We start from the raw sequence: 12,637 nt of genomic DNA on the forward strand, positions 1-12,637 counted from the left end.
GCAGGCTCGCAATCACACAACCCGCCCGAAAAAACGGCGGGCCCGGTGCCCCGGATCCGCCGTCGACCGCTCTCTCTGGGCGCTCCCCTACCGGCGCTCGGCGATCTCGCGTGAGATGTCGGCGATGAACTCGCCGAGGTCGCGCTGGTGCGTCTCGTTCGTGCGGTCGCGCACGGAGATGTTGTTCGCCTCGACCTCCTTCTCGCCGATGATGAGCATATAGGGTACGCGGTCGATACCGCGGGCCTCGCGGATCTTGTAGCCGATCTTCTCGTCGCGCTCGTCGAGCTTGACGCGGACCCCGGCGGCGCGGAGCTCGTCGGTGATGGAGCGCGCGTAGTCGCGGGTCTTCTCAGACACCGGCAGGACCTTGACCTGGCAGGGTGAGAGCCAGGTGGGGAACTTGCCAGCGTACTGCTCGGTCAGCATGCCGATGAAGCGCTCGAAGGATCCGAAGCCCGCGCGGTGGATCATGATCGGCTGCTTCTTGGTGCCGTCGGAGTCCACGTACTCGAGCTCGAAGTTATGCGGCAGCTGGAAGTCGAGCTGGATGGTGCCGCACTGCCAGGTGCGTCCCAGGGTGTCCTTCAGATGGAAGTCGATCTTGGGGCCGTAGAAGGCGCCGTCGCCGAAGTTCACCGTGTACTCGAGCCCCATGGAGTCGAGCGCGTCCTTGAGGCCCTGCTCGGCGCGCTCCCAATCCTCATCGGAGCCCATGGAGTCGTCAGGGCGCGTGGAGAGCTCGACGCGGTAGGGGAAGCCGAACTGCGCGTAGTAGGCCGTGATCAGGTGCGCGGTGTCCGTGACCTGCTCGGTGATCTGATCGGGGCGGATGAAGAGATGGGCGTCGTCCTGGGTGAACTCGCGCACGCGGAACAGGCCGTGCAGGGCGCCCTTGAGCTCATGGCGATGGTCGAGACCGGCCTCGGCGAGCTTGAGCGGCAGATCGCGGTAAGAGCGCGGCTTGCTCTTGTAGATGAGGCAGGCGCCCGGGCAGTTCATCGGCTTGACGGCGTAATCCTCCTCATCGATCTCCGTCGTGTACATGTTGTCCTTGTAGTGGTCCCAGTGGCCGGAGGTCTCCCAGAGCGAGCGCGACAGGATGATGGGCGTCTGCACCTGCTCGTAGCCGTAAGCCTCCTGCATCTCCTGCCAGTACTGCATGAGCGCGTTGCGCACGCGCATGCCGTTGGGCAGCCAGAACGGGAAGCCGGGGCCGGCCTCGGACATCATGAAGAGCTCCATCTCGCGGCCGATCTTGCGGTGGTCGCGCTTCTCGGCCTCCTCGAGCATGCGCTCGTGCTCGGCGAGCTCCTCCTTGGTCGCGAAGGCCGTACCTGAGATGCGCGTGAGCATCTTGTTCGCGGCGTCCGCCTTCCAATAGGCGCCCGATACGCCCGTGAGCTTGAAGGCCTTGAGGCCCTTGGTGTAGGTGAGGTGCGGCCCCACGCACATATCGATGTAGTCGCCCTGCTTGAAGAAGGTGATGCGCGCGTCCTCGGGCAGGTCGTCGATATGCTCGACCTTGTACTTTTCGCCGCGCTCCTCCATGAGCTTGATGGCCTCGGGGCGGGGAAGCTCAAAGGTCTCGAACTTGAGGTTCTCCTTGGCGATCTTGCGCATCTCGGCCTCGATGACCGGCAGGTCGTCATCGGAGATCTTGGCGTCGCCGGGGTCGACGTCGTAGTAGAACCCGTTCTCGTTGGCGGGACCGTAGGCGAAGGTCGCCTCAGGGTAGAGGCGCTTGACCGCCTGGGCGAGGATGTGCGCCGCCGAATGGCGGATGACGTTGGTGACCTCGTCCTCGGGGACCTCGGCTACGGTTCCATCGTTGTACAGTGCCTTCATGGTGAGCCTTTCAGATTGGGGACGGGATGGGCCGGTGCCGGGTGGGCCCGGCAAACACGTACCCGCCTACCGGCTGGGGCAGGCGGGTACGGAAGAGGCATGCGCGGGAGCCGGCGCGGGGCCGGTCGGCATGCCTATTGAATGTGCGTTCGGCAGTACGGGCAGACCTTCCAGTGCGCGTCGAGCGGCTTATGGCAGCTCGGGCAGACGTTGCGCACCTGGGTGTTGCAGACCGGGCAGACGACGAAGTCCTTCTCGATCGCGGTGCCGCAGGAGGGGCAGGACCCGTACTGGGCGAGCTCGCGCTCGCGAAGCGCCATATCGAGCTCCTGCTCCTCGCGGTCGGCGAGGTAGGAGTTGGGACGAAGCACAAGGTAGGCAATGAGGCCCACGAACGGAATCAGAGCGATGACGCCCCAGAGGCCCCACATCTGGGCGCCGCGCCGGCGGGCATCGATGATCACGTAGACGATGGAGAGCACGTAGAGCGCGATGACGAAGGCGATGAAGAGGCCCATGGCGAACATGAGCTGGGGCGACATGAGCTCTTGGATGAGTCTCGACATAGGGTTTCGCACCTTTCCGATAGTGGCAACTTTGTGAAGTATAGCCTGTGGAGGGCCGATCTGTCCCCTGACACGCGATGCACATAGAAGATCACGGCCTTGAGCTGCGGATCGACCGAACGACCACGGGCGGCGCCCCCTATAGACCCCCTCGCCGCCATCACGATGGCGACCTTATGAAACCTTTAAGTTCAACTTGAGGTTGAGAATCAAGACCTCTACCATGGTCGGAGAAACACGACACTGAAACGCACCCGACCTGCGAGGTTTTCCATGGACGCAACAAAACGATCCCAGCACGTACGACGACACCGGCTTGGCCGAGGCGCACGCCTCGCCTGCACCGCGGGCCTCGCCTGCGCCCTCGTCCTCGGCGGGGCTCCCGCCGCGGCCCTCGGCGAGACGGCTGAGACCGCAGCGCAGCTGGCGAGCTTGACGAGCGAGGTCTCCTCGGCGACGAGCGCCTACGCGGACTCCATGTCGCGCGTCCGGGACCTTGAGGATCAGGTCAACGCCCTCGCTGATGAGATCCTCGCCCTCGAGCAGGAGACCCTGCCCGCGACACGTGAGCGAGCGAGCGCGGCCGTCACCACCATGTACAAGATGAACAACGGATCGGCGAACATCCTCGCCGCTCTGCTCACAACCGATTCCTTCGCCGACCTCCTCGACTTCGCGAAGTATCTGGGCGTCATCAAGGACACCTACCTCTCCGACCTGGAATCCCTGAAAGAGGTGCGCGATCAGCTAAACGACAAGCTCGCCGCGGTCTCGGCCGCGAAGGACGAGGCGGAGAGCGCGGAGGCGAGCGCCGCCGCCTCACTCGCGCAGGCCAAGGCGGCCCAGCAGAAAATGCGGGAGCAGGCTGCCTCCGAGGATGCCGCGGAGGCCGCTGCGGCGCAGAAGGCGGCTGAGGAGGCCGCGGCCACGGTTGCCGCCGTCGAGGCCACCCACGCGCAGAACGCGAGCGCGGGCACCTCGACCGCTATAAGTGGCACTTCGAGTGCGGCGACGAGCGGGTCTAGCACGACGTCAGGCTCTGCGGGCTCGGGCTCCACGAGCAGTTCCTCCTCGTCCTCGAGCAGCGGCTCTTCCTCAAGCGGCACCAGCTCCTCCTCGGGAAGCACGAGCTCAAGTGGTTGGCTGACGGGAACCGCCTCCTATTACGGCATCGGCGACGGGTTCATGGGCGGCACCACGGCCAGCGGCGAGACCGTCACCGAGACCTCCATGGGCATCGCCATGCTGAACGTGCCCTTCGGCACGAAGGTCGAGATCTCCTACGGCGGTCGCAGCGTGATCGCCTACGTGAACGACCGCGGACCGTACACGGCGGGCCGCGTGATCGACATGCAGCCCGCCGTGGCCCGCGCCCTCGGCTTTTTGAGCGTCGGCGTCGGGACGGTCTCGTACCGGTTCCTATAAGGGCCCGCTGGGGTAGCTCCATGCCGGTTTTCTATGGGTGGGGTCACTCGATTTTAGTTTACCTGCTGGCGGGGGCAGCAAGACGTACTTTCGGGCCCGCTTTCGCGCAGATTCGCCTTCTGCGCCCTTGGGAAACGTACTTTGGAGCCCGTTTTCGCAAGGGGATTCCAGGGATCCTGGTAAAACCTACTTTGGAGCCCGTTCTCATGCAGATCCGCCTTCTGCGCCCTTGGGAAACGTACTTTCGAGCTCCGTTTACGCACGGCCCTCTGCCTGAAAAAGAGGCCTACATCTGCAGGAACCGCACCGCGTTGTATAGGCAGAGCATGATGATCAGTGCGAGTGAGGCAATGTAGAGCCGGTCGACGGCCCGGGAGTCGAAACGCCTCTGCAGGCGCCTGCCCACGAACGATCCGGCCACCGCCATCGATGCCATGCCGATGAGGTCCTCGGGCGAGGTCGCCGGCACCGCCCCCGCGACGAAGGCGAAGATGATGCTCGCCGTCTGGGAGCAGGCGATGATGAGGAGCGAGGCCCGGGCGGCGGGCTTGCTCTCCATCGCGAAGAAGAACACGAGCNCGATTTCAGATGCGCACGCATCGTCCGCTTGGCAAGCGCCGCCGTGTCGACCGCAGCATCAGGCTGCGATCCGGTTTCGTCGACCGGCCGGGGAACCGACGCCTTGAGGGCATCATTCAGCTCATGCTCGCGATCGCACATGGGAATCCTCCCACTCTTCGCGTTTCCCATCGTTTCCAATCCCCCGCCGGCCCGCCTTCTACAAGCCGAGCAGGCGGAGCGCCTCCTCGCGCGTCTTGATGTCCGTGCGGAAGGTGCCCCGCACAGCAGACGTCATTGTAATCGCACCGGCGCTTCGAACGCCCCGCATCGTCATGCACATATGCTCCGCCTCCAACACAACGAGCACGCCCCGGGGGTCGAGCTCGCCCATCAGGGCATCGGCGATCTCTGCGGTCAGACGCTCCTGCAGCTGCAGGCGGCGGGCATAGCCGTTCACGCATCGTGCGATCTTCGACAGACCGGTGATCCGACCACCCCGCGAGATATAGGCGACGTGCGCATGCCCGGTGAACGGCAGGATATGGTGCTCGCAGAACGAGGAGAACGGGATCCCGGACGATCACCATCTCCTCGTTATCCGATTCCTGAAACTGCTTGCGCAGATGCTCCGCAGGGTTCTCATCATAACCGCCGAGGATCTCCCTGGCTGCGCGGGCAACACGATTCGGCGTCTCCACCAGACCGGGACGATCGGGGTCCTCTCCTATCGCGACGAGGAACGCGCGAACCGCCTCCTTGGCACGGGTTTCATCGACAGCCATGCGCTTCGCCTCTCTGACTTGGATTATTGATTTGGCATATATGGGCCGGGAGCGGCGTCGGTCCACTCCCGCTCAGGAAGCGGGGGCCGCCGCATCGACATGACCCCGCGATAACGCTAGGGCGATGCAGGCTGGACGCGGCTCCGCCTCATCGCCCCGCGCGCTCGGCGGCCTCGACAACGTGCTTGGCCAAGATCGCGGTCGTCACGGAGCCGACGCCGCCCGGAACCGGTGTGATCGAATCCACGAGCGGTTCCACAGCATCGAAGTCGACGTCGCCGACGAGTTTTCCCGCCGCGTCGTCCCAGTTGATCCCGACATCGATAACCGTCTGCCCCGGCCTGACGGCGTCCGCCCCCACGGTGCGCGCGCGNACGAGCAGTTCCTCCTCGTCCTCGAGCAGCGGCTCTTCCTCAAGCGGCACCAGCTCCTCCTCGGGAAGCACGAGCTCAAGTGGTTGGCTGACGGGAACCGCCTCCTATTACGGCATCGGCGACGGGTTCATGGGCGGCACCACGGCCAGCGGCGAGACCGTCACCGAGACCTCCATGGGCATCGCCATGCTGAACGTGCCCTTCGGCACGAAGGTCGAGATCTCCTACGGCGGTCGCAGCGTGATCGCCTACGTGAACGACCGCGGACCGTACACGGCGGGCCGCGTGATCGACATGCAGCCCGCCGTGGCCCGCGCCCTCGGCTTTTTGAGCGTCGGCGTCGGGACGGTCTCGTACCGGTTCCTATAAGGGCCCGCTGGGGTAGCTCCATGCCGGTTTTCTATGGGTGGGGTCACTCGATTTTAGTTTACCTGCTGGCGGGGGCAGCAAGACGTACTTTCGGGCCCGCTTTCGCGCAGATTCGCCTTCTGCGCCCTTGGGAAACGTACTTTGGAGCCCGTTTTCGCAAGGGGATTCCAGGGATCCTGGTAAAACCTACTTTGGAGCCCGTTCTCATGCAGATCCGCCTTCTGCGCCCTTGGGAAACGTACTTTCGAGCTCCGTTTACGCACGGCCCTCTGCCTGAAAAAGAGGCCTACATCTGCAGGAACCGCACCGCGTTGTATAGGCAGAGCATGATGATCAGTGCGAGTGAGGCAATGTAGAGCCGGTCGACGGCCCGGGAGTCGAAACGCCTCTGCAGGCGCCTGCCCACGAACGATCCGGCCACCGCCATCGATGCCATGCCGATGAGGTCCTCGGGCGAGGTCGCCGGCACCGCCCCCGCGACGAAGGCGAAGATGATGCTCGCCGTCTGGGAGCAGGCGATGATGAGGAGCGAGGCCCGGGCGGCGGGCTTGCTCTCCATCGCGAAGAAGAACACGAGCAGGGCGACGTTGAACGGCCCGCCACCGATGCCTAAAAACGACCAGCAGGATCCGGCGAGAAGGCCGACGATCAGCTGCGGCGCCGGGCCGGAAAGCTCAAGCGAGCCGATACGGCCCCGTCGAGCCATGTACACGAGGGCAACAAGCGCGCATCCGGTGAGGAGCAGGGCTTGGACGCCGCCGATGCGATCGGCATGCGGAAAGACCTGCATCAATTGGGCGAACACGAATTTCCCCGCTACGCCGCCTGCAGCCGCGCCAAGGGCGATGGGCAGGTGCTCTCCCCTCCACGCTCCCCCGCCAGCGCATCCTGCACCAGGGTCACGACCGCCATGACCAGCACGGCGATCCCGGACAGGAAGGACACCTCCGCCACCGGCATGATCCCGAGCGCGTCGACAACCGGCTTGATGATGACGCCGCCGCCGATGCCGCAGATGGGACCCAGAAGGGTCGCGAGGAAGGTCACGATGAGCATGAGTACGAAAGAGATTGACACGAGCTGCCCCCGACGTCGCTTGCCGGCGCCCAGTATACGCCGCAGCGTGTGAAGGGTGTGTAAGCCCGTTCCGAGCATCTCGCAGACCGATGGACGTCGTGCCACGCCAAGAGACCTCAAGAGACCTCACGCTGAGGAGGGACGGGACACCGCATCCCTGGCTCACCTCAAATGTCCTGCAGCCCGGCGAGCATCGAACTTCGCCGCCCGAAACCCCGCGCCGCGAGAGCCGCAACGAACAGGGTATGTATCCCCAGAGCGCCGCTCAACCTTCCACGACCGACAGGGGGAGCCCATGAACCTAGCCATCATCGATACGACTCCGCTCCTCTACATGGCGCTTGGCTCTGCAGACCTCCCCTCCTCATCTGATAATTCGTTTTCGTGAGTCCTCAAATAAAACAGTCATATGTTGTTGTGACAACAGTTAACAGAATCATACTTCGATATGCTCTCAGCAGACCGCAAACGCGCCTCCCGGCGCCGCAGAAAGGATGTGCCATGCCTGACAAGACCATCGACCTCGACGCATCGGTATATGAGATCTGCTCCACCCATCCCGAGATCAAGGACATCATGGCCCGCGTCGGCTTCGACGAGATCACAAAACCGGGCCGGCTGCAGACCATGGGCCGGTTCATGACGATTCCCAAGGGCTGCGAGCACAAGGGCATCGACCTCGGCGAAGTCGTAGCCGCCCTGCGCGGTGCGGGATTCACCGTCACCGGCAAAGACGCGCCCGCCGAGCCAGATCAGGCGGAGCCCGAGCCCCCAGTCGCAAAGACCCCCGAGGAGCGCCAGGCCTTGATCAAGAGCCTGCTTGAGCGCCTGGGCGCGGGTGAGAGCGTCGACGACGTGCGCGAGGACTTCCGCCGTAACTTCGAATCCGTCTCCGGTGGCGAGATCGCCGCGGCCGAGCAGGCCCTCATCCGCGGCGGTGTGCCCGTCGAGGAGGTCCAGCGCCTCTGCGACGTGCATGCGACCCTGTTTGAGGGCAGCGTGTCCTGCGCCACCCCCGCGGGCGCCGCTGAGACGCAACCCGGCCACCCGGTTCGCGTCATGCGCGAGGAGAACGAGCGAATCGGCGCCTTCCTGGAGGAGGTCAAAGGCCATCTCGCCGATGCACGGGGCATCTCGGGCGAGCGTGAGATCGATGAGGCGGCAGCGGTCCTCGGCCGGGACATCGAGGCCTTTTCCGCCGTCTTCACCCACTACAAGCGCAAGGAGGAGCTCCTCTTCTCCCATCTCGAGAACCATGACATCACCGGCCCCTCGAACGTGATGTGGGGCAAGGACGACGAGGTGCGCGAGGCCGTCTCACGCGCCCGTGAGCAGCTTGGGCGTTCATTCGCCGATGAGGCCCTGGCCGTTGCGATCGCCGAGCTCACCGAGGCGGTCGCGCAGGCGGCCTCGATGATCGACAAGGAGGAGAACGTCCTCATCCCGCTCGCCCTGGAGACCCTGAGCGCCACCGAGTGGACCCAGATCGCGGCGGAGAGCGATGAGTTCGGATTCGCCTTCATCGAGCCGCCGGCACTCTGGCGCGCCGATGCCCTCGAACTCGCGAACGATCGCATCCGCGCGAAGCTCGCCTCCGAGAAGGAAGACGGCACCGAGGAGAAGCCCTCCGCGCTGAACGCCGAGGGCAAGGTCGAGCTCTCCACCGGCTCCTTCACCGTGTCCGAGCTCGAGGCCGTGCTCAACACGATCCCCCTCGACATCACCTTTGTTGACGCCGAGGACAAGACCCGCTACTTCTCCCACGGGGACACCCGCGCCTTCCCGCGCCCGAAAAGCTGCCTCGGCCGCGATGTCTACGCCTGCCACCCGCCCAAGAGCCAGGAGATGGTCCGGCACGTCTTCGAGAGCTTCAAGAGCGGCGAGAGCGACTCCTTCGAGTTCTGGATCCACAAGGGCGAGGCCTTCCTCTACATCCGCTACTTCGCCGTCCGCGATGAGCAGGGGAACTATCTCGGCGCACTCGAGACGACGCAGGACATCACGACGATCCACGAGCTCGAGGGTGACAACCGCCGCGGCGCAGACATCCGCCGCGAGCAGCGTGAGGCTGAGGCCGCACGGGGCCAAGAGTAGGGCGTGATCGTCTTCCCGCGCTCCACGAAGCCCGAACGCATCAAATCGAACATGGAGATCTTCGACTTCACCCTGACCGATGAGGAGATGGACGCGATCCGCAGGCTCGACCGCGGCGCGGGCTCACACAACCCCGACCGCCCCGGCGTGCGCGAGATGCTGCTCAGCGCTTTCGATGTCCATGCGGACGAGCGCTGACGACGCATTGACGTTTAGACCGAAGCAGGGCCGACGGGGCTTGATGTCCCGTCGGCCCTGCTCTTTTCTGATCGAGGCGCGGAGCCTGCCGTTCCGCCGTGCGCTGGGGAACCTAGGATCCTGTGGCTTCGTAAGAGGTCGCAGCGCTCAGGATGCGGTCCGCCGTCCACCAAGGCGTCGGACCCTACTTCTTAGCGTCGGTGCCCTCGCTCCGGCGCACAAGCCCCGCGACCTCGCCGGCGAGCGTGATGGTGCCCGCGGCCACGAGCGGGCTTCCCGATTCAGCGGAGGCGTCAAGGGCGGCGGCAACCGAGTCGAAGACCGTGACCTCGGCATCAGCCCGGCCTTCGGCAGCAAGCTCGTCCCGCAACAGGCGCGCCAGATCGTCGGCCGGGAGCGCGCGGGCGGAAGCCGTCTGGGTGACGGCGAAGGCCGGGAAAGCCGGTGCGAGGACGCGGACGATGCCCGCCACGTCCTTGTCGGTGAGGGCCGCGATGAGGAGGGTCGGGCGCCGAGCGCGATCGGGCGCGATCTCATCGAGCGAGGCCACGAAGTTCTCACAGCTCTGCGGGTTGTGGCAGGCGTCCACAAGCAGCAGGGGCTCGCGGCGGAGCACATCGAAGCGGCCGGGTGTGGGGCAGGCGGCGAGGCTCGCCTGCAGGCGGTCCGCCGAAAGGGCGCGTCCCAGATACGCCTCGGCGAGCAGGATCGCGCAGGCGAGGTTCTGCCCCTGGTAGGCGGGTTTCGCGATCCCGACCTCGTAATCCGCATGAACGCCACGCACCCGCACACGGAGCTCGTCGCCGAGATGGTGCGGCAGCCGCAGAACCTCATGGGCCGCCGTGATCGGGGTGACCCCGGCGGCGCGGCAGCGCTCCTCCATGACGGCGGCGACGCTCGGCTCATGCGTGCCCTCGCCGAGCACGACGGCGCGCCCCGGCTTGATGACGGCCGCCTTCTCGCCGGCGATCTCGGCAAGCGTGTCCCCGAGGATGCGCATGTGGTCGAGGCCGATGCCCGTGATGGCGACGGCGACCGGGTTCGTAGCGCTCGTGGCGTCCCAGCGCCCGCCGAGCCCCACCTCGAGGACGGCCACGTCGACCGCCGCCTCGGCGAAGATCACGAGGGCGGCGACGGTCAGGAGGTCGAAGGGGGTGATCGCATACGCCGTCTCCCCCGCCGCAGCCCGGCGCTCGTTCACGCGCCGACCGGCCTCGCTCGCCGCCGAGACCCCGTGCGCGAAGGCGGCGTCCGAGACCGGGTGCCCGCCGACCTCCATGCGCTCGGGGTAGCGCACGAGCTGCGGTGAGGTGTAGAGCGCACAGCGCCTTCCCTCCCCGGCGAGGATGGCGGCGGCGAAGCGCGTCGTCGAGCTCTTCCCGTTGGTGCCGGCCACCTGGATGCAGTCCATGTGGGCGTCCGGCCGCTCGAGCTCGTCGAGCATCTCAACGACGGTCTCGAGCAGGGGCCCGGCATCCCCCGAGATCACACCCGTGTCTGCGGCGATCGACACCGCCTCCTCGAACGGGAGCTCGGGCACATCGAAGGGGACGGTGTATATCGGGGACTGCTTCATATCGATCGGGCTTTCCTTCATCGGGACGTTACATCGCAGCGGAACGCAGCCGGCTATGCGATCGTCGGCGCGATCATGCGCCGGTCGGTCACGACCGCGTCAACGGGCAGATCATGGGCGGACACAACCCCACGCGCATCCAGGCTCTCGATGAGCTGCGCCTCGCGGCAAAGCCCCAACGACACACCGGGGAAGTCGGCGAGGAATGTGTCGTAGAAACCGCCGCCGCAGCCCAGGCGGAACCCCTGCATGTCGAAGGCGAGACCGGGGACGAGCGCGAGCGAGGATGGGGATCGCTTCAGGTCGACCTCGCGATCAGGGTCTGCAACAGGCTCGAGGACGCCGAACGGGCTTCGCTCAAGGCCTTCGAGGGATGTGACTGAATACCAGCGCATGATGCGCGAGCCTTTGGCGCAGCGCGGGAGCGCGACGGTCTTGCCCTCCTGCCACGCCCGCCCGATGATGCCGTGCGTGTCGACCTCCTCGCCAATTGACAGATACGACGCGATTAGATCGGCATCGCGGAACTCGGGCGACCCGAACAGGCGCGCGGCGATGGCGGCATCCGCGGCGGCGCGTTCGGCACGCGGGAGGGCCGCGCGAAGCGATTTCAGATGCGCACGCATCGTCCGCTTGGCAAGCGCCGCCGTGTCGACCGCAGCATCAGGCNTGATGCCGTCGACATCCTTTGCGGGGTCGAGCGCCTCGCATGCCGCGCCCTCATCAAGAGATTGCGGCAGCGGGCGGAACATCAGGCATCCGTGGATCGCGGGGTAGCGATTCACCTCCGCGATGACACCGAGCAGGTCCTCCTGCGTGCAGTCTTTCGGGAGCACGAACCGCTTGACCTCCAAGCCCACCTTCTCCGCGCGCTTCATGGCGCCGCACTCATAGGACAGGTCGTCCGCCCGCTCCCCGACGCGCACGATGGCGAGGGTGGGGACGATACCGCGCTCACGAAGCACCCCGACGCGCTCCGCGAGCTCCTCGGTGATGGCCGACGCTACGGGGGCGCCGCGCAAGATCCTCGCCATGGCTACTCCCCACCGCGGATATGGTCGGAAACACGCGCGGCGAGCGCCTCGGAGCGCGGCACGTACGTGTCAAGAAGTTGATCGACCTCATGCTCGAGGTCCTCGGCGTATGCGCGGTCCGCGAGCGTCCTCGTGTTCACGTAGACATTCAAGCTCGCCGCCTTGAGCGCCGCCGAGCAGAGTGCGGCCCCGCACCCGATGTCGGAGATGAGCATGCGGCTGCCCTTCTCGCCCATCTCCTCGAGCAGCTCCACGGATCGGGCGCAGGCGCGCATCATCTCAACCGGCGCGGAGCACGCCGTCTTGGTTGCGGCTTCGAGCACCCGGGCGCGGGCGGGGTCCTTCTTCGGGATGCCGTAGGCGCGCGACAGCGGCTCGAACGCGGCGGCATCCGCCTCAATGAGCCCGACGAGCGTGCGGCGCAGCTCCTCCGCCTCACCCATCATGCGCTTGATGTCATCCTCGACGTCCGCGTAGCGCGCCTTGCCCGTTGTGAACGCACCTGCCATGGAGCAGAGCGCGACGCCGAGCGCGCCCGCGAGCGCGGCAGCCCCGCCGCCTCCCGGCACGGATCTCTTCGCCGCGAGCTCCGCTGCGAACTCGCGGCAGGATAGATCGGCGAGCGATCTCGTCTCCACCTGCATCTCGGTCATGGCAACCACCTCATCTCCCCTACCGCCCCATGGGCGCATCGGGGCCGTGAATTTTGATACGGGCCGACCCGCCCCGCGCG

Annotated in this window: 12 protein-coding genes and 2 pseudogenes; 4 read left to right on the plus strand and 10 right to left on the minus strand. The window is 66.0% G+C overall.

Annotated elements, in window-relative coordinates:
- Positions 1–87 precede the first annotated feature (87 nt).
- Together thrS and CAP13_RS05030 are read right to left on the minus strand one after the other, a co-directional pair.
- Positions 88–1,848 carry a threonine--tRNA ligase gene (thrS, locus tag CAP13_RS05025; RefSeq protein WP_085830492.1) on the minus strand — a complete coding sequence of 587 codons (1,761 nt, stop codon included), beginning with the start codon at positions 1,846–1,848 and terminating at the stop codon, positions 88–90.
- A gap of 134 nt (positions 1,849–1,982) precedes the next feature.
- Positions 1,983–2,414, minus strand: a complete 432-nt coding sequence (locus CAP13_RS05030; protein ID WP_085830493.1) for a double zinc ribbon domain-containing protein — start codon at positions 2,412–2,414, stop codon at positions 1,983–1,985.
- A gap of 273 nt (positions 2,415–2,687) precedes the next feature.
- On the opposite strand from CAP13_RS05030, the gene CAP13_RS05035 reads away from it, so the two are divergent.
- On the plus strand, positions 2,688–3,839 hold the full coding sequence (locus tag CAP13_RS05035) for an RlpA-like double-psi beta-barrel domain-containing protein (RefSeq protein ID WP_085830494.1): 1,152 nt from the start codon (positions 2,688–2,690) through the stop codon (positions 3,837–3,839).
- 286 nt (positions 3,840–4,125) lie between these two features.
- Here the strand turns inward: CAP13_RS05035 and CAP13_RS05040 are convergent, their stop codons facing one another.
- The 3 genes and pseudogenes from CAP13_RS05040 to CAP13_RS05050 all read right to left on the minus strand — a co-directional run.
- Entirely contained in the window at positions 4,126–4,398 is a 273-nt protein-coding gene (locus CAP13_RS05040; protein ID WP_218775305.1) for a hypothetical protein, read from the minus strand.
- 219 nt (positions 4,399–4,617) lie between these two features.
- Positions 4,618–5,182: pseudogene (gene folE, locus CAP13_RS05045) on the minus strand (GTP cyclohydrolase I FolE).
- Between the two features lie 148 nt (positions 5,183–5,330).
- Positions 5,331–5,555 (minus strand): annotated as a pseudogene (locus CAP13_RS05050) (bifunctional 5,10-methylenetetrahydrofolate dehydrogenase/5,10-methenyltetrahydrofolate cyclohydrolase); the annotation flags it as partial.
- Positions 5,556–5,685: 130 nt separating this feature from the next.
- Between CAP13_RS05050 and CAP13_RS10495 the strand changes: the two are divergent.
- A complete protein-coding gene (locus CAP13_RS10495) occupies positions 5,686–5,925 on the plus strand; it encodes a septal ring lytic transglycosylase RlpA family protein (protein WP_245798912.1) in 240 nt (79 codons plus the stop codon).
- Between the two features lie 286 nt (positions 5,926–6,211).
- Here CAP13_RS10495 and CAP13_RS10250 read toward each other — a convergent pair whose 3' ends face one another.
- Both CAP13_RS10250 and CAP13_RS10255 read right to left on the minus strand, forming a co-directional pair.
- Positions 6,212–6,730 carry a sulfite exporter TauE/SafE family protein gene (locus tag CAP13_RS10250; protein WP_245798913.1) on the minus strand — a complete coding sequence of 173 codons (519 nt, stop codon included), beginning with the start codon at positions 6,728–6,730 and terminating at the stop codon, positions 6,212–6,214.
- An 11-nt stretch (positions 6,731–6,741) separates the two neighbouring features.
- Positions 6,742–6,981 (minus strand): hypothetical protein, encoded by a 240-nt coding sequence (locus tag CAP13_RS10255; RefSeq protein WP_245798914.1) that lies wholly within the window; start codon positions 6,979–6,981, stop codon positions 6,742–6,744.
- A gap of 522 nt (positions 6,982–7,503) precedes the next feature.
- Here CAP13_RS10255 and CAP13_RS05065 point away from each other — a divergent pair.
- Both CAP13_RS05065 and CAP13_RS05070 read left to right on the plus strand, forming a co-directional pair.
- Positions 7,504–9,096, plus strand: coding sequence for a DUF438 domain-containing protein (locus tag CAP13_RS05065; RefSeq protein ID WP_085830497.1), 1,593 nt, complete (start codon positions 7,504–7,506; stop codon positions 9,094–9,096).
- Between the two features lie 3 nt (positions 9,097–9,099).
- Complete coding sequence (locus tag CAP13_RS05070; RefSeq protein ID WP_218775306.1) at positions 9,100–9,294, plus strand: hypothetical protein; 195 nt, start codon at positions 9,100–9,102, stop codon at positions 9,292–9,294.
- A gap of 184 nt (positions 9,295–9,478) precedes the next feature.
- Here CAP13_RS05070 and CAP13_RS05075 read toward each other — a convergent pair whose 3' ends face one another.
- The 3 genes from CAP13_RS05075 to CAP13_RS05085 all read right to left on the minus strand — a co-directional run bounded on the left by CAP13_RS05075 (position 9,479) and on the right by CAP13_RS05085 (position 12,557).
- The gene (locus tag CAP13_RS05075; protein ID WP_085830498.1) at positions 9,479–10,870 is read right to left on the minus strand and encodes a bifunctional folylpolyglutamate synthase/dihydrofolate synthase; all 1,392 of its coding nucleotides are present in this window, start codon (positions 10,868–10,870) and stop codon (positions 9,479–9,481) included.
- Positions 10,871–10,923: 53 nt separating this feature from the next.
- Entirely contained in the window at positions 10,924–11,904 is a 981-nt protein-coding gene (locus CAP13_RS10260) for a 5-formyltetrahydrofolate cyclo-ligase (protein ID WP_085830499.1), read from the minus strand.
- A gap of 2 nt (positions 11,905–11,906) precedes the next feature.
- Complete coding sequence (locus CAP13_RS05085) at positions 11,907–12,557, minus strand: cyclodeaminase/cyclohydrolase family protein (RefSeq protein WP_085830500.1); 651 nt, start codon at positions 12,555–12,557, stop codon at positions 11,907–11,909.
- Positions 12,558–12,637 lie beyond the last annotated feature (80 nt).

Source organism: Collinsella vaginalis (assembly GCF_900176655.1).
Classification (GTDB): Bacteria; Actinomycetota; Coriobacteriia; order Coriobacteriales; family Coriobacteriaceae; genus Collinsella; species Collinsella vaginalis.